Origin of the sequence: Acinetobacter sp. SK-43 (genome assembly GCF_015351505.1) — a bacterium.
Taxonomy (GTDB): Bacteria; Pseudomonadota; Gammaproteobacteria; order Pseudomonadales; family Moraxellaceae; genus Acinetobacter; species Acinetobacter junii.
Window position 1 is genome coordinate 47,351 of sequence record NZ_JADKPY010000025.1, and the last position, 16,973, is coordinate 64,323.

Here is a 16,973-nt window from a genome sequence, read left to right on the forward strand (position 1 = left end):
AACAAGGATGCTTTACATAACTCTTAATCGTGTTATCGGAGATCCCTGTTAAAGTATCAAAAGTGTTGATTTATTGAATGGATTTTTAGTGGTTGGGTCTAAGCTCAATTACTCTTAAAAATGCTTCTTTGCATCCACACGGGTAATTACAAAAATGCAGCTTATGCAATGATTGGTGTTGTTTTCAATATCTTTTAAATGCTGTGTCTTCTCGTTGTTTTCGTCAATAAATCGTGGTCGAGTTATTGAGAAAAACAACATTCAAAATTTAAATTTTCCTTGAGGATTGTATGGTGACAGATAATCCAAGAGCAGTTGATGATTCATCTATTCAAACAAAAGATCAGTTAAATCGCGTGGTCTTTTATGTTTCAGCGCTCATAATTTTAATATTTTCACTGACGACGATTTTATTTAATGATTTTTCGAATCATTTGCTCAATGTTGTACTGGCTTGGGTGAGTGATAAATTCAGTTGGTATTACTTACTTGCCGCAACGCTTTACCTAATCTTTGTGGTTTTTATCGCTTGTTCTCGTTATGGCGATATAAAGCTAGGTCCTAAACATTCCAAACCTGAGTTTAGCCTGCTGAGTTGGTCGGCGATGCTGTTCGCCGCAGGTATCGGCACAGATCTAATGTTTTTCTCGGTGGCTGAACCACTGTCACATTATATGAATCCACCGGTGGGTGAGGGGCAAACTTATGAAGCCGCTCGTCAAGGGATGGTATGGACTTTATTTCATTATGGTCTAACAGGCTGGGGCATGTATGCCTTAGTCGGGATGGCTTTGGGATATTTTAGTTATCGCTATAACTTACCGCTGACCATTCGTTCTGCGCTTTATCCGATTTTTGGTAAAAAAATTGATGGTCCGATTGGTCATACCGTAGATACCGCCGCCGTGATTGGGACGATTTTCGGTATCGCAACGACTTGTGGTATTGCAGTTGTTCAAATCAATTATGGCTTGCATGTTTTATTTGATTGGCCTGAAGGTTTATGGGTTCAATCTGGACTGATTTTGGTTGCTGTGATTGTGACGATTATTTCGGTAACAGCAGGTGTCAATAAAGGCATTAAAGTACTTTCCGAAATCAATATTTATGCCGCTATTGGTTTAATGCTATTTGTGCTGTTTTTAGGAAATACAGAGTTCTTATTAAATGCCTTGGTACAAAACTTTGGTGACTATATCAGCCGCTTTCCAAGCCTAGCTTTAGACAGTTTTGCATTTGAACAGCCGAAAGAGTGGATGAATAGTTGGACATTATTCTTTTGGGCATGGTGGGTGGCTTGGTCTCCATTTGTAGGTTTGTTTTTGGCACGTATTTCACGTGGTCGTACCATTCGTGAGTTTGTCTGTGGAACTTTGATTATTCCTCTACTATTCACGATCACATGGTTATCAATCTTTGGTAACAGTGCTTTATACAACGTTATTTTTGATGGCAATACAGCTTTGGCTCAAACTGTTTTGACAGATCCTGCACATGGGTTTTATGACTTATTGGCACAGTATCCGTGGTTTGGATTCGTTGCTGGTGTAGCAACCATTACAGGGCTTCTGTTCTATGTGACCTCTGCCGACTCGGGTGCTTTGGTATTGGGTAACTTCACCACGAAGTTTTCTAATGTCAATAATGATGCGCCACGTTGGTTACGCGTGTTTTGGGCGATTGCGATTGGTTTATTGACCATCGCGATGTTGATGGCAAATGGTATTACTGCTTTACAAAGTGCAACCGTAATCATGGGATTACCGTTTAGCTTTGTTATGTTGCTTGTGATGGCTGGACTCTATAAATCTCTCCGTTTAGAAGATTATCGTAAAGCTAGTCGTAGCTTAAATGCTGCACCTGTAGTGGGTAATGTCGATATTCTAAATTGGAAACAACGCCTTTCACGTGTCATGCATCATCCTGGTAGCCATGAAACATTGCGTATGCTCGATAATGTATGTAGCCCTGCAGTGCAAACCGTTGCTGATGAACTGATTAAACGAGGGATGAACGTTGAGGTTAATCAAGGCGAATCTGAATACCACGATAAGTTGTATCACCTAGACTTAACGATTTTCATTGAAGATGAGCATAATTTTGTCTATCAAATTTGGCCTGTACGCTATATCGCTCCGACATTTAGTGAACGAGGCAAACGTGGTAAGCAATATTATTATCGTTTGGAAACATTCTTGTATGAAGGTTCTCAAGACAATGACTTGGTTGGATATACCAAAGAGCAGGTCATTAATGACATTTTAGATAAGTATGAGCGTCATATGACTTTCTTACATATCAACCGAATTAGTCCAGGGAATCGTCCTCTTTATCCTGACTCACAAGACTAATTACAAGACCTCACATTTCTGTGGGGTTTTTTTAAATCGTGAAGATTTTACAAAGTATAATTTGCTTCATAATCTAGCTTATTTTTTCTTATTAAGCGTTAGATGATCTTGTAGTTCGAATGATCATAATCGAACAGCCAACAGAGAAGAATCAATGTTTTATAAACTGATAACTCGCAAATATGAGACTAGAAGGAACCTCAAATGAAAAAAATAATGATCTTTTGTGCTCTCATGGTTGTGATCTTTGTATCTGTATTATTTCTCAGTGCTAAGCCGACAATTTGGTTATTGCAGCACAGTTTATTTAGCATTCCAAAAGATTCACGACCTGCTCAGTACCAAGAGCTGAACGTGATTGTATCGACAAACTTAACCTACCCATCAAAGTTTCAAAAAAATACATTTGATTTCTACAAGACTAAAGTGCCTTGAGCTCATCAGCCTGTAGTAATCTGGGTGCATGGTGGCGGATTTGTCGGTGGAGATAAGCTTGAAGTGAAAGCTTATGCAACTGAATTAGCCTCACAAGGTTACTCTGTCTTTGTGCTTAATTATGAACTTGTGCCGACCGCAAAATATCCTGAACCTGTCATCCAAGTTTCTGAAGCCATCCGTTATATAAAAACGAACTTTGCTAAACAACATAATTTAAATATGGCGAATATATTTATTGCAGGGGACTCCGCTGGAGCACAGATCGCTTTGCAATTTTTACTCATTCAATCCAACCCTCAATATGCAGACTTGCTCAATATTCAGAAGACCTTAAATCTATCCGACATCCGAGGTGGTTTATTGTATTGTGGTCCTTATGATTTGAAAAATATGGTTCTACAGGCAAACTCTGCGATTACCCGATTTGCATTTGGACGTATTGGTTGGGCATATTTAGAGGACAAAGACTGGCTTACTCGTACTTAGGATAAAGGATTAGTGGTGTCTGAATATCTAAACGCAGCACTTCCACCAATTTATTTAACAGATGGCAATACCGCTTCATTTGAACAACAAGCTCGCCAACTAGAAAAACAATTGCAGAAAGTTGGTGTAGTAACCAAATCACGATATTTTGACCAGAAAACTGATCCTACAGCTCATGAATATCAATTTCTGTTGGACACCAAACCTGCCCAGCTCACTCTGCAGGATACACTTCAGTTTATGGATACATATAGACAAAAATGATTTGATCAAAACCACAACAAACATAAATGTTATGTTTTATAGCGCACCATATTTTTGCCATGTTTCACCTGTTTCATAGGGAGCATAATGGCTTTTTAATTCTTGCAAAGACTCCGTTTGATATAGTGCAAATAAAATCATAATGAAGAATAGGCAGAAGAGTTTCATAAATCTTTTGTATTTATAATGCCCTGAATATAAATAAAAAATACAATAAAAAGCTAAGATTAAATAAGTGCAGAACAGTGAGTGGAAAACTAAATTGCCCAGTAATACCAGTGTCAGTACAAGAGCAATTCTATTTTTTAAAGAACTTGGACGGAAACTTAATGCGGTGAGTACGAATAAACCTAGTGCTGTCCAAAACAGATAACTATTGCCGCCAATAATCACAATATAGGTTGCTTGTAACCATAACAAAGTCAGCCATATAAAAATGGAAGAAATAATAAATTTAGACGACTCAGAAGAAGCGGGCAAAGAATGTTTCATAACACATAAACGATTTGAAAGCGTAGTCAAGCAAAGCTAAAAGTGAAACCGCATGAGGTCTTTGGTCTTAAATTTTGCTAAAACAACACAAGCTAAAGAAAGTGAGCCACCAATCAGAACTGCTGGCACAACCGTGAGGAAACGTGTCATTAGCGTTGAGTGCAAAGCACCAAGCTCATTACTTGATGTCACAAAGATGCCATTAATCGCTGCGATACGACCAAGCATGTCTCGTGGGGGAATGAGTTGCAGTAAAGTTTGGCGGATAATAATGTTAACACTATCACATGAACCTATAATAATGAGAAGCACGACAGATAAAAAGTAATATCTAGTAACAGCAAATAACAAAGTACATAATGAAAAACCAGTAAGGCTAAGCAACATGATTTTCCATGGCTGATATTTTGGGGGATATCGAACCAAAATCAGCATAGTCAATAAAGCACCGAAGGCTGGTGCCGAGCGTAATATTCCAAAACCTGTTGCTCCGACATGCAAAATATCACTGGCAAAAATAGGCAATAGGGCAATTACTCCTCCAAAAAATACTGAACTTAAATCAAGAAACATTGCCCAAAAAATGATTTTAGTTTTACGAATATAGAGAAATGCTTCTTTGATACTGAGTAAGGCAGACTCAGATTGCATCTCAGGAAAAGTTCTACTTGTTAGAGCCCATAAAGCTAAGCTACCTATGAGGAATAAGCTTGTAATAAGACTAAACACTACGGATAAGCGCAAATGTGCAAGCATTAATCCTCCAATGACTGGTGCTAGAATGCCACATACTTGCCAGCACATGCTGGTCCAAGTGGCTGCGCGGGCATATAAATGTTCTGGGACAATAAAAGGGCGCAGTGAATTAAAACAAGGGCTGTAAATTCCTCGAATACATCCAAATAAGAATAAAATTCCGAAGGTAGAAATCAGTAGAATGTTGGCATTGATATGATCATGCTCAAATAGATCAAAACAAATCCAAAGTGCGATTGATAATGGAATTGCTAGACTAAAACTAAGCTGTAAAATCCGCTGACGATTGAAACGATCTGCAATATAACCACCCCACAAAGACAATACCAAAAATGGAATAAAATCCATCAGACCTACCAAGCCAAGCATCAATGGATTCTTGGTAATTTGATACAGTTGAAAAGCAATAACAATCTCTTGTATCAACACAGCAAATGTCAAACAAGCTTGATTTATCGTTAAAAATGAAAAATCACGACAACGAAATACCGCAAAGGCAGAATGAGAACAATCAGTGGACATAATTCAAAATGAGAAAATAAAAAAGGGAAGAGTCGAAACTCATCCCTTTCTGTTTCAGTTTAAGCGTGATTAATGTGCAGCAGCTTCGACTTTTGCAACTTGTTTTGTAGGTACCAAGTTTTTAGGCGTTGTATAGTTCAAACCTAAAGTTGAACTCGTATACTGACGCACTTGATCCAACAATGCAGGATTTTCTGATAAATCCTGACCATAAGAACGTACAATCTCATGCAGTTTGGTATTCCAAACACCTTTAGTTTGCTCAGGGAAGGCTTTTTCAAGCAAGTTGAGCATAATGTAAGGAGACGTTGAAGCACCAGGAGATGCACCAAGCAACGCAGTTACAGATTTATCTTGCGATGCAAAGATTTCCGTACCGAATTGCAATTTCGCTGGTTTACCTGGTTCTTTCTTAATGATCTGAACACGTTGACCACCCTGACGTAAATGCCAGTCTTTCGGATCTGCTTCTGGATAGTATTTTTTCAACTCGTTGAAGCGGTCTTCATCTGACATCAACACTTGGCTTACTAAATATTGGACAAGATCAGCATTTTGTAGACCAATCGCTGCCATTGGCAATACGTTGTTTTTATTAGTTGATGCTAACAAATCAAGCTGTGAACCTTGTTTTAGGAACTTGTTTGAATAAGTTGCAAATGGACCAAATAAGACATATTTTTTGCCATCAATATAACGTGTATCAATATGTGGAACTGACATTGGCGGCGCACCTAGATCTGCACGACCATATACTTTTGCAGTATGTTGAGCTGTAATCGCAGGATTATCAGTCACCAAGAACTCACCACCCACAGGGAAGCCTGCATATTGTTGTGCTTCTGGAAGCCCTGTCATTTGCAACAACTTAATTGCAGCACCGCCTGCACCGATAAATACAAAACGTGTTTTGACGTGATTCGTTTCACCAGATTTTAAATCTTTGAATGCAACTGACCAAGTGTTGTCATCATTACGACTAATACCAGTAACTTCTGTTGACGTTCTGAGTTGGAAATTCGGGCTCTTCTCAAGATGGCTTATCAATTGAGTTGTAATCGCCCCGTAGTTCACATCCGAACCCACATCCATACGTGTCGCAGCAACTTTTTGCTGTGGATCACGACCATTCATGACTAATGGTGCCCATTGCTTAATTTCAGATGGGTTTTCTGTCATTTTCATGCCAGCAAATAATGGATCTTGGATCATGGCTGCATAACGCTTTTCCATGAAGTTCACATTATCGCCCCATACAAATGCAATGTGTGGAACAGGATTGATAAAGGTATTTGGCGTATTTAACACACCTTTCTGAACTTGATATGCCCAAAACTGTTTAGCAATTTCGAATTGACCAGCAACTTTGACAGCTTTAGAAATGTCCATTTTACCGTCTTTCTCTTCGGTATAATTCATTTCCATAAAGCCAGAGTGACCAGTACCTGCATTGTTAAAGCCGTTTGAACTTTCTTGAGCAACTGCATCAAGACGTTCATACATACGGATGTTCCAGTCAGGTTGTAACTCGTTGAGAAATGTACCGAGCGTTGCACTCATGATACCGCCACCGATAAGTACAACATCAACCACAGGTTCGTCGTTTTTCGTTTTAATTGCCTTAGACGTAACAGGTCTAAAAAGAAAGGCAATTGCAATAACTATGAGTACTAGAAGTAGTACTAATAAGTACTTCCAAAATTTTTTCATTCAATTTACCTTAAAAATTAAATGACCCCCTATATGGATGATATAGAGAGAAAAGATTTAAATGATGAGTGAGCGCAAATGCACATCAGCACAGGGGTTGCCCAACTGATGCGAGAGGAAAAAGTTCGTGAATTTTACTTTAATTTAGGCAGTGTTTTTGTTTACCAAATGTTTAAAAATGTAAGATTCAAGATCACTTGGATAGTGGTTTATTTAGCTTATTGTTAAAAAAGAAATTATATTTACTTTGTTTAATTTTATTTGATAAGAACTGGCATGGCATTTTAATAGCTATAAAAAAGCCGTCTTTGAGACAGCTTTCTTATATGGGTGACTTGGTGAGCAAATACTTACCAGCTCAAAGCACCACCTGTTTGGTAATCTGTTACGCGCGTCTCGAAGAAATTCTTCTCTTTACGCAAGTCCATCATCTCAGACATCCATGCAAATGGGTTTGTTACACCAGCGAATTGCTCTGGTAAACCAAGTTGCGATAAACGACGGTTACAGATGAACTTCAAATATTCTTCCATCATGCTTGCATTCATGCCCAATACACCGCGTGGCATAGTGTCACGTGCATATTCGATCTCAAGCATTGTACCTTCAAGAATCATTTGAATCACTTCTTGTTGGAATTCAGCAGTCCAAAGGTGAGGGTTCTCAATCTTGATTTGGTTGATCATATCGATACCAAAGTTCAAGTGCATTGATTCATCACGTAGGATGTATTGGAATTGCTCAGCAACACCATTCATCTTGTTGCGACGACCCATACTCAAGATTTGAGTAAAACCACAGTAGAAGAAAATACCTTCTAATACACAGTAGAATGCAATCAAGTTACGAAGTAAACGTTGATCGTTTTCAGGCGTACCTGTGTGGAATGTAGGATCACTTAAAGATTGAGTATATTTCAAACCCCATGATGCTTTACGTGCAACACTTGGAATCTCACGGTACATGTTGAAGACTTCGCCTTCGTCCATACCTAAAGATTCGATACAGTATTGGTAAGCATGCGTGTGAATCGCTTCTTCAAATGCTTGACGCAAGATGTATTGGCGGCATTCAGGGTTTGTAATATGACGATAAATCGCCAAAACCAAGTTGTTCGCAACCAATGAATCTGCTGTTGAGAAGAAACCTAAAGAACGCATAACGATAGTACGCTCATCTTCGGTTAAGCCATTTTCAGACTTCCAAAGTGCGATATCGTGGTTCATGTTAACTTCTTGTGGCATCCAGTGGTTTGCACACCCGTCCAAGTATTTTTGCCAAGCCCACTCATATTTGAATGGAACAAGTTGGTTTAAATCCGCACGACAGTTGATCATGGCTTTGTCATCAACTTGTACACGCTGAGCACCCATTTCAAGCTCTTCTAAGCCCGGTGCAACGTCCAAATGATCTAGGGCTGCAGATGCTCTAGCCAACGAATCGGTTGGATTTGTTGCTCGGTTGGCACTGGCTCCAACGGGTTGTGCAGTTGCCATGCTCGGCGATGATTGCTCTGCATTAGATACCACCTGCGTATTAACCGTTTTTTGCGAGTCGAGGGACGCAGACTTGTGTTCAGGTGTAGTCGGTTTTTGCGAATCATCTTCAAAATCGTCCCAACTTAGGATAGACATTTTTCGTTCTCTCTTCGTTGTGTGTAGCCGTAATAGACATCTCTCAACAACGATGTCTTTAACTATACGCTTATATTGTGTAAGCAAAATTAAGTCTTATTAATATCTATGCTGTTGACGAGCTATCGTCAGTAATTCCTAAGACTTATTTTGCTTACGCTGTTGTTTACGAATGGCTAAAAATGCATAAACCATCGGTACATAAAAGAAAATAAAGGCAAAGATCAGAACAGCTAATCCCAACATATAATTATGACTGATATGTAGCATAATCTTTGCCTTGAATTTTAAATTAAACCGAAGAAGTTTGGTGTTGCTTTAGCCACTCCCATACATCTTTATTTAACCAACCTTGACGATTGGTTGATGTTTCCATCACGAGTAAAAAATCATTATTGTCTATGTGTTTTCTTAACTTATTTGACACTGAAGTAGCATCCTCGTTAGAACAAACAAACCAATATGATTTCATTACTTTACAATAACCGTTGAATTTTCTAATTTCAGCAATTACGTCTTTGTAATTTTGACCTTCTTGATTTAGGTCATAACTTACAGAATAAACCGCCATTTGTAGACTCCTTAAATATCATTAGGGCAGTTGTTACTCAAAAGTCCTTGACGATATTGCAAGATCAGGCGATCATTCACCTGCTTTTTGTGAAGCAATATGTCTAAGAACTCGTTTTTTAGACACTAAAGGGGGATCTGTAGGAGGATTCCCTTTTTTTTTTTATCTAAATTTTTCTCATCGGATTAGTAGTAGGAGTTACTTCACCATTGAGTGATGTGACAATCGAAATAATCACATTCAAAATATTTAAAGTTTTTAATCTCTGTAAGCCCCCCTTTATAAAAAAGGAGGCTTGAAACTTATCAGATTACTGACATTCTATTGATGTTAAAAGTGTATACATTGAAAAATCCTTTATTTACATATAGATAATTGCTTGTCATGAGTAAAATAATGAAAAAATGTATACATCCTTTCAAACCAAAAATTTGATGTCATTTCATGTCAACAAAAAATTCTGCAAAATGCAATCAATATCTGTTTAAGTACCACAAAATGATGCTTTGGCAATTATTATATAGAACACATTATATGGTGTATAGACTCTTTAAAAAATCTATATCTTGTGGTTAATGAGTAATCAATTCAACAATGGGTGCTTATAAGATATTGCAATTGAAGGAGCTATAAGCTTCTTCGTATATTATGTAGTCATAGGAAAGAAGTTTTTTAATTTTTTGCAAAGTATACAAACTAAAAAAACAATAAAAAATTTAAAAAAAATGGAATAAACGATTGATGGATAATTCTACCCAGATGAATCAAAAGTGATTGATCTCTTAAGCCTAGCTGTTGAAGTTTATTTATTATTTGTTTGTAACTTTGTGGTCATCTGATATGAATCAACATTAGCACAATTTCGATCAACTAAATTTAACTCTATTTCACCGCATGTATTTGTATTAGTCTAATAAATACCTTCTAAAGTTTGGCTATCGTTGGTTAATCTTAAATTTCCACTAGCAAAAGTGACCTTATTTTCACTGTTTTTAGTTCGATAGAATTTATAAATATAAATGAAGTCATAGGTTTCACTATCTTTGTAGTTTTATATAAAAAGCTATCAAAAGCTTTGGTCGTGGGTAGGAAAATATGATTAATATTAATTCGTAGAGAAAAAATTGATAAACCACATTTTTTTTAATGATGTGTCTTGATTTTATTTGTTTAGTGCCTATTTAAATTGATAACTCATAACAAGTAAGAAGATATGGAAAAATTTCAAATTTTGGCATTGTCAGGTGGTGGCTATCGTGGATTATTCACGACTACCGTATTGAAAGAATTAGAACAAGAGGCGAAAGAAAATGGCCACGCTTCTATAGCTGATTGCTTTGATCTAATTACAGGAACTTCCGTGGGGGGTATTGTTGCTTTAGCAATAGCATATGGCATAAGCGCAGATGACATTGTTGAATTGTTCAAATCTCATGGTGACAAAATATTTAAGCCCAAACCATTCTATAAAATTAGAGGATCTAAGTATTCTAACCAGTCATTGAAAACTATATTAGAAGAATGGTTTGGTGACTCGATTTTAGGGGATTTAAAATGCCCAGTAGTAATTCCAACTATTGATTTTACACGTGGTAGTCCTGTTACCTTAAAAACACCCCATAATGTAAATCTAAAGCGTGATTGGAAATTAAAGATAGTTGATGTGGCGTTGGCTACTTCAGCAGCACCAACTTATTTTCCACGACATGCGATAGGTCCTAATGAGTTTGTGGATGGTGGGCTTTTTGCTAATGATCCAAGCTTGGTGGGCTTACATGAAGCGGATTATATGTTTAAGAAAAATATCCAAGATGTACACATTCTTTCAATCGGAACATTATCATCAAAAAAACAGCTTAATCCGAGTACTAAAAAAGATGGTGGTTATTTGGATTGGGGGGAAGGATCTATTTTTAAAGCGGCTCCAAACATTATTGATTTAGTTTTGAGTAGTCAGCAGCAATTCATGGAACAGATGGTAAAACATAGGATGGAGCCATTTCCAAACCAATTTTATAAGATAGATGAGCAAATAGTGCAGTCATCAGCCCAATTTATTGGATTAGATGAAACAACTGATGAGGCTAGACAGGTACTAGAAGGTAATGGTATTCAATCTGCAAAAGTCGCATTAGGTAAAGAGTTCATTCGTAATTATTTTAATCAACCAAAAAGAAATAGAACATGGTTCTATGGTCCGCAAAAAAATGTAGAGGGGGGAGAGGTTAATGGGTAGTAATTTGCATAGAACTTTTAGAGCCAAATTAGATGGTTTTATTAATGAAATTAAGCCTACTAGTGAACAACGTGATTATTTAAATGAGTGTCGTCAAAAAGTAAGAGCTGTCTTGAAGCAAGGAATGGCGAACTTTATTACAGAAAATGGCGGTGATCCAAATATTATCAAGCCAAAATTTCGTCTACAAGGCTCTTGGGCTTATGGTACATGTAATCAGCCAGCATATCCCTCACAAGAAATGGATGTTGATTATGGAGTATATTTGCCTAATTCATTATTAGCTCAAGGGCGTTCAGATAAAGTAGCTAAGTCATACTTTGAAGTTGTAGAAGCTTTATTAGAGCCATTGGCTAATAGGGAAGGTTGGATTTTATGCAAAACAAAAAATACTTGCTGTCGTCTTATATTAGCTGGCAATGCTCATATGGATGTGCCTCTTTATATTGTTCCAGATTTAATGTTTGAAAGTTTAGTTGAACGAAATAATATGATTCTGGATGAGGCAAAAGCGACAATTGCCAAAGATGAATATATATTTAGAGGTTATCATTACTCAACAGAGAGCTTTGAGAGTGAAGCCAAAATCATACAACTCGATTATATTACTAAAATCCTCATGGCTTTACGTGATGGTAATTGGAAAGAAAGTGACTGTGAATTGATTCGTAAATGGTATGCAGATCATTTGGCTGAACAAGAAGATAATGGAAGACAATTGAGATACATTGCTCGATATCTTAAGGCTTGGAGAGATCAAGAATATGAAGAAGGTGGAGGGCCAAGTTCAATATTACTTATGATAATTGCAAACCAAAATTATCAATACTTTGAAGATCGGGATGATCTTGCATTATTACACGTTGTAAAAAAACTTCCTGAAGCACTACTAGGTCCTGTCAAAGAAGATTCTATTCCTGAGCATACAGATGAAGATTTTAATAGAATTCCTGAAGATGAAAGAAGCGAGGCGTATGATTTAGCTTCAGAACTACTTGATGCAGTTACGGCAGCAATTGAGGTTGAATCAGCAAAAACTTCAATTAATTTTTTACGAAGTAAATTCGGTAAAAGAATTCCTGATAATGAAAGCTATGTGATTATTGAGAATACTAATCAAGAGTTACCATCGCAGGCTGTATCCCCAGCGACAATTCAACCTACAAGGGGTGGGTAAACTTGGGATTACACCTTTATTCTCATGAGTTAGGATTTGAAGTGTTCTTAACAGACAGAGCACTTCATTTAATTCATCTGCATAGACAATTTCATGGTACTCGGAAGACTGAGGCATGTGGAATCATTATTGGTGAAATACGTAGTAAATCATTACGAGTAATTGATATTAGTCCTCCAGCAGATGATGATGAAAGATCCATATATAGTTTTTTTAGAAAGTCTCAAAATCATCAAAAGTATTTAAATAAAATGCATGAAATATCAGAAGGGGTATTACAGTATATTGGTGAATGGCATACTCACCCAGAACCTTATCCGCGTCCCTCTATCTGTGATTATAATGGATGGAATCAGCTTATAGGGAGTGAGGGTTTTAATCAAACTCCTAAATTATTGTGGATTGGAAGTAATAAAAGCTATAGTGAGGATTGGTTTAATTTGATTGTGAATAAAAAGTATTATACCTTGAAAATCAGGGAGGATAATAAGCTTTGATTCCTATTATTTATGCTAAATATCTTACTCAGTTAGGTTATAATTTGGTGGATCCATGTGATACGAATTTAAAGAAAAAATTTTATAATAATTTATGGGTAAAAAAAGTTGTTATAGCTGGGGTGGATATAAAATTGGGGGTTTTTTTTAGGAATTGGGATTTTATATCTCCTCCTAATATCTATTTGTTCACTGATGATCTTCTTGAGATTCGAAAAATAAACAAATATTTTAAATTTCCACTACCTCACTTTTCTATTGAACATGATTTTAAATATTTAAATAAGAATGCTTATTATTTTTGTTACGCATTGCATGATAAAGTGGAAATTAATCGAAAAAATTTTACACAAATTTTAGCTTTTTTAGAAGCTCAATTTCAACGTGTAATTCTAGATTTGATTAGCCCTTCTGGATTTGTTTCGGAGTTAAGAAAAGAAATAGTTCCAATTTGGATGATACTGTCTAATAAGTTCGAAAAGAAATTCAAAATGGAAAATTTATTTGTAGAGCTTGAGGGGAGGGAGGGTGTAAAGAATATTTCTTTGACATACTATTCTGCGGATGCTGACGAAGCTCAAAAAACAATTAAAGTTAATTTTATTATTTTAAGAATATCTAGCATTAATTTCCCATTAATTTCTAATTTTTTCAATGAAGAAGGTGATATAACTCTGGGGAAAATGCTTCTATTTATTTATAAATTTTCTCAGAATTGTTTTATTTTATTGAAGAAATACCTACGTGAATTTAGAACTGACAAGAAGTTATTCATTTCTTTGTGTTTTGAAAATCATATGTTTTCTTTTTATGTCGATTGGAAGAGGGTATATCTTAAGTCGTTAGATGTAAACATTGAAATATCTTCAGAATTTTTGAAAGAGCTTGTTTTTCCTGTGTATGTGAAAAATTACTGTATGCAAGAGCTAATCAATAGAAATATAAAAGATGTTAAACCTCATAACTTAACTAATTTGAAAATTCTACAAATTGGAGCAGGTGCAATAGGAGGGTATGTTGCAGATGCATTAATTAAAATTGGTGCTAGCTTAGAAGAAGGTGATTTCAAAATTTGTGATAGTGATGACTTTAAGGTTGAAAATTTAGGTAGACATATATTAGGTAGGCAGTATGTTGGTTTGAATAAAGCCGAGGCAATAGTTAAGTATATAAAAGAGCAATTTGGTGATAAAAATCTTAATATTCACTCTATAGGTAAAAGTGTAAATACGATAAGTAATTTTAGTGAATATGATTTAGTTATAGATGCTACTGGTCAGATTGAAATTGCAGAGTATTTAAATGAAAAAATACTTCAAATATCTAAAGAATATAGACCAAATCTTTTACATCTATGGATATATGGCAATGGGGAATGTGTGCAAGCATTGATGAATTTGCCTTCTAAATACGAGAGTAAAGGGGGGTGCATTAGTTGTTTACATCAATCAGGGATGGACGACTACAAAGAGAAATTTGATCCACTGGCAAATAAGGATTTTCTAAAAATTATGGGGTTAGGACCTTGTGCAGCCTATACTCCTTATTCAGTTTCTGCTAGCTTAGCAGTTGCAGGTCTTGCAATCGATCTGCTTTTAGAATGGAGAAATTCTACTCAGTTAGTAAATAATTACTTTACTCGATATGGCGTTGGTTATTCAGGTACAAAAATTTTTGATATGGAATTAACAGCCCAAGAATCATGCCCACATTGTGTTGCAAAATCATAGGGCAATATATTTCTTCTAATCCCCAATATATTGTTCAATTAGTTGATTCTATAGAGGCTTATGAAAACAAATATTACCCAATCGAATGTTGAAGCTAAGGTGCTAGCACAAGCATTTCTAAATGCTGCTGATCAGCTCGGTTTAAAGCAATCACAGGTTGCATCTGTGATTGGAGTGCATCACAGCTCGATGAGCCGTTTAAAAGCCGATCCTATACTTGATCCCACTTCTAAACAAGGTGAAATGGCCTTATTGCTTATTCGTATGTATCGAGCAATATATGTTTTAACTGGTGGAGATTCAGAGTGGATTCACTACTTCATGAATTCCTATAATGATATGACTAGAGGAGTTCCAATTGAGCAGGTTCAAAGCGATAGTGGTTTGGTTTTGGTACTACATTTTGTTGGTACAATTCGAGGGGAAATATGATTTCTAAAGAATGTATTTATACTTTGAGTTTATCGTACCATCATCAACTATTTAACAAAAAAACTCTCAAATGATCCAAGCCAAAATAATGGACAGTGTTTCCTTCTAAAGCTAACGTAAAGTTAACTTTGGAGATGTAAAAATGGCTAAACGCTTTATCTAGAATTTACACAGCAAGCAATAGATTGTGCTCTTGCAAGTCGCTTATTACAAAAAATCGTTGGACATTCATATCGACTTACTAATTACCTAAGTTGATTTCTTTCATATTTATAAATTAAGGGTGGGTTTCTCTGAAAAACCAAGGTATGAAATCTGAAGAATTGAATCAAAGAAAATCTTACTAACTTGGGACTGTGGTAGGTCTTTAATCCTTGAGTAAGCTGTAAGGCTCCAGTTGTTAGCAATAGCTCTTTCACCTTGACCTTCACATGAGGAGATAACCATATTCTGAGCATGATTTTTTGTAATTTTTCCAGACTGGTATTGTTCTGTACTATTTGCAATAGCTCTATAGATAATATTGTAAATTTGCCCTACAGAGAAATTATTGACCAAATTTTGGAATACGTTAGTTGTTTTGGGACCAGGAGAAAAGTCATAACGCACACTTTTCATTTTAAACATGAGATATTGCATACTTTCATAAAATGCTATCTTCTTCCAAAACTCATAACAGAAATTTGGATTCTCTAAAAATTCATCTGGGCGAGGGTAGATTAGTCGATGTAACATCATTTGGTAATCTCCATCCTTGGGTTGGATGTTGATCTGATAATTTATATAGTAAATATAATAATTTATAGTGCCATCTTTTTCCTCTATAAACTTATCAAGATCATTTATAGAATAAGGAATAATAAGCTTTCTAGATAACAGGTGCTGTAAAAGTTCACTTGTGAAATCTAGATACGGAGTAATGACTGTATCTTTTTGATTAATCTTTTCAATGTATTCAGCATTTTCATGCAAGCATTCTCGTAAAAGGCTTGCTAAGTAAATTTTATCGGTTAAAGATAAATCTTCTTCTCTTACGAAAGGTGTATCTTGTATTTGCTCTAGAAAAGCAATTTTTTTCTTATTCAAAATATCTTGTTTATGCTTTTTTTCTAGTTCTTTTAATTTAGATTTTTCTTTACATTTTGAGCAGTTACATGGCCTGCTTTGTAGGTGCTGACATTCTTGACAAATAATATCTTTTTGACTTAGCTTTTCATATGAACTCTTTGAGTTCAACTTTGTAATCATTGGAACATCACAGAATTCACATTTGATATTAACCTTTACTAAAGGGAATACTGAAACAAACCTAGATGCAAGGATATTTATATTGTATTTTTCGATGAGTTCCTTTACTTTTACTCCAGCATAGTATTGATTAACCAATTCTGTTATTTCATTTTCAGTCAAATGTGATATAGCTGAATTAAGTTCATTAAAAACAAAATTTTCTTTATAAAACATCATAATAGTCTATTTAATTAAGCTTTTAATATTCTAATAGATACACCTGATTTTTCAAAGTTTAAGGCTAAGTTATTAACGTTATTTTGTGTAGATTGATTTGGTGTGCTTAGTTATGACAATAACCATTGATAGTAAAAGCGTTGATGAAAATTTTACAAAGAACAGTATGAGGAGCTTTTAATGTATTCATTAATAATTGAAACAAGCATG

16 protein-coding genes are annotated in these 16,973 nt (G+C 35.7%); 9 read left to right on the forward strand and 7 right to left on the reverse strand.

The features are described from left to right. Positions 1-290 precede the first annotated feature (290 nt). The 4 genes from IRT38_RS06575 (at position 291) to IRT38_RS17535 (ending at position 3,539) form a co-directional block, all read left to right on the forward strand. Positions 291-2,351, forward strand: coding sequence for a choline transporter (locus IRT38_RS06575; protein ID WP_194597260.1), 2,061 nt, complete (start codon positions 291-293; stop codon positions 2,349-2,351). Positions 2,352-2,555: 204 nt separating this feature from the next. Continuing rightward, the gene (locus IRT38_RS06580) at positions 2,556-2,786 is read left to right on the forward strand and encodes a hypothetical protein (RefSeq protein WP_194597261.1); all 231 of its coding nucleotides are present in this window, start codon (positions 2,556-2,558) and stop codon (positions 2,784-2,786) included. Positions 2,787-2,804: 18 nt separating this feature from the next. Then, on the forward strand, positions 2,805-3,275 hold the full coding sequence (locus IRT38_RS17530) for an alpha/beta hydrolase (RefSeq protein WP_312847007.1): 471 nt from the start codon (positions 2,805-2,807) through the stop codon (positions 3,273-3,275). A 15-nt stretch (positions 3,276-3,290) separates the two neighbouring features. Further along, positions 3,291-3,539 (forward strand): hypothetical protein, encoded by a 249-nt coding sequence (locus IRT38_RS17535; RefSeq protein ID WP_227592148.1) that lies wholly within the window; start codon positions 3,291-3,293, stop codon positions 3,537-3,539. A gap of 36 nt (positions 3,540-3,575) precedes the next feature. On the opposite strand, the gene IRT38_RS06590 is transcribed toward IRT38_RS17535, so the two are convergent. The 6 genes from IRT38_RS06590 to IRT38_RS06615 form a co-directional block, all read right to left on the reverse strand. Beyond that, positions 3,576-4,031 carry a hypothetical protein gene (locus tag IRT38_RS06590; RefSeq protein WP_194597262.1) on the reverse strand — a complete coding sequence of 152 codons (456 nt, stop codon included), beginning with the start codon at positions 4,029-4,031 and terminating at the stop codon, positions 3,576-3,578. A 36-nt stretch (positions 4,032-4,067) separates the two neighbouring features. Then, positions 4,068-5,309, reverse strand: coding sequence for an MFS transporter (locus IRT38_RS06595; protein ID WP_194597263.1), 1,242 nt, complete (start codon positions 5,307-5,309; stop codon positions 4,068-4,070). A gap of 69 nt (positions 5,310-5,378) precedes the next feature. Further along, positions 5,379-7,019 (reverse strand): malate dehydrogenase (quinone), encoded by a 1,641-nt coding sequence (gene mqo / locus IRT38_RS06600; protein ID WP_194597264.1) that lies wholly within the window; start codon positions 7,017-7,019, stop codon positions 5,379-5,381. A 350-nt stretch (positions 7,020-7,369) separates the two neighbouring features. Next, entirely contained in the window at positions 7,370-8,653 is a 1,284-nt protein-coding gene (locus IRT38_RS06605; protein ID WP_125298913.1) for a ribonucleotide-diphosphate reductase subunit beta, read from the reverse strand. Positions 8,654-8,791: 138 nt separating this feature from the next. Further along, the gene (locus IRT38_RS06610) at positions 8,792-8,926 is read right to left on the reverse strand and encodes a preprotein translocase subunit YajC (protein ID WP_167317666.1); all 135 of its coding nucleotides are present in this window, start codon (positions 8,924-8,926) and stop codon (positions 8,792-8,794) included. Positions 8,927-8,945: 19 nt separating this feature from the next. Further along, complete coding sequence (locus IRT38_RS06615; protein ID WP_194597265.1) at positions 8,946-9,224, reverse strand: hypothetical protein; 279 nt, start codon at positions 9,222-9,224, stop codon at positions 8,946-8,948. Between the two features lie 1,213 nt (positions 9,225-10,437). Here IRT38_RS06615 and IRT38_RS06620 point away from each other — a divergent pair. Genes IRT38_RS06620 through IRT38_RS06640 form a run of 5 tightly spaced genes read left to right on the forward strand, consistent with a single transcriptional unit; the run spans position 10,438 to position 15,296 of the window. Next, on the forward strand, positions 10,438-11,460 hold the full coding sequence (locus tag IRT38_RS06620; protein ID WP_227592149.1) for a CBASS cGAMP-activated phospholipase: 1,023 nt from the start codon (positions 10,438-10,440) through the stop codon (positions 11,458-11,460). Beyond that, positions 11,453-12,637 (forward strand): CBASS cGAMP synthase, encoded by a 1,185-nt coding sequence (locus IRT38_RS06625; protein WP_151973498.1) that lies wholly within the window; start codon positions 11,453-11,455, stop codon positions 12,635-12,637. Before IRT38_RS06620 ends, IRT38_RS06625 begins: the two co-directional genes overlap by 8 nt. A gap of 41 nt (positions 12,638-12,678) precedes the next feature. Beyond that, on the forward strand, positions 12,679-13,134 hold the full coding sequence (locus IRT38_RS06630; protein ID WP_171499802.1) for a Mov34/MPN/PAD-1 family protein: 456 nt from the start codon (positions 12,679-12,681) through the stop codon (positions 13,132-13,134). Further along, positions 13,131-14,864 (forward strand): ThiF family adenylyltransferase, encoded by a 1,734-nt coding sequence (locus IRT38_RS06635; RefSeq protein WP_194597266.1) that lies wholly within the window; start codon positions 13,131-13,133, stop codon positions 14,862-14,864. The genes IRT38_RS06630 and IRT38_RS06635 overlap by 4 nt, the downstream gene beginning before the upstream one ends. A gap of 60 nt (positions 14,865-14,924) precedes the next feature. After that, entirely contained in the window at positions 14,925-15,296 is a 372-nt protein-coding gene (locus tag IRT38_RS06640; RefSeq protein WP_151973492.1) for an antitoxin Xre-like helix-turn-helix domain-containing protein, read from the forward strand. Between the two features lie 270 nt (positions 15,297-15,566). Here IRT38_RS06640 and IRT38_RS06645 read toward each other — a convergent pair whose 3' ends face one another. Beyond that, a complete protein-coding gene (locus tag IRT38_RS06645) occupies positions 15,567-16,763 on the reverse strand; it encodes a hypothetical protein (protein WP_151973490.1) in 1,197 nt (398 codons plus the stop codon). Positions 16,764-16,973: the final 210 nt, after the last annotated feature.

Excerpts from the sequence above, each read along its gene's own strand:
- IRT38_RS06575 (WP_194597260.1), top strand. The coding sequence starts at position 291 with ATGGTGACAGATAATCCAAGAGCAGTTGATGATTCATCTATTCAAACA.
- IRT38_RS06580 (WP_194597261.1), top strand. The coding sequence starts at position 2,556 with ATGAAAAAAATAATGATCTTTTGTGCTCTCATGGTTGTGATCTTTGTA.
- IRT38_RS06590 (WP_194597262.1), bottom strand. The coding sequence starts at position 4,031 with ATGAAACATTCTTTGCCCGCTTCTTCTGAGTCGTCTAAATTTATTATT.
- IRT38_RS06595 (WP_194597263.1), bottom strand. The coding sequence starts at position 5,309 with ATGTCCACTGATTGTTCTCATTCTGCCTTTGCGGTATTTCGTTGTCGT.
- mqo (WP_194597264.1), bottom strand. The coding sequence starts at position 7,019 with ATGAAAAAATTTTGGAAGTACTTATTAGTACTACTTCTAGTACTCATA.
- IRT38_RS06605 (WP_125298913.1), bottom strand. The coding sequence starts at position 8,653 with ATGTCTATCCTAAGTTGGGACGATTTTGAAGATGATTCGCAAAAACCG.
- IRT38_RS06615 (WP_194597265.1), bottom strand. The coding sequence starts at position 9,224 with ATGGCGGTTTATTCTGTAAGTTATGACCTAAATCAAGAAGGTCAAAAT.
- IRT38_RS06620 (WP_227592149.1), top strand. The coding sequence starts at position 10,438 with ATGGAAAAATTTCAAATTTTGGCATTGTCAGGTGGTGGCTATCGTGGA.
- IRT38_RS06625 (WP_151973498.1), top strand. The coding sequence starts at position 11,453 with ATGGGTAGTAATTTGCATAGAACTTTTAGAGCCAAATTAGATGGTTTT.
- IRT38_RS06640 (WP_151973492.1), top strand. The coding sequence starts at position 14,925 with ATGAAAACAAATATTACCCAATCGAATGTTGAAGCTAAGGTGCTAGCA.
- IRT38_RS06645 (WP_151973490.1), bottom strand. The coding sequence starts at position 16,763 with ATGATGTTTTATAAAGAAAATTTTGTTTTTAATGAACTTAATTCAGCT.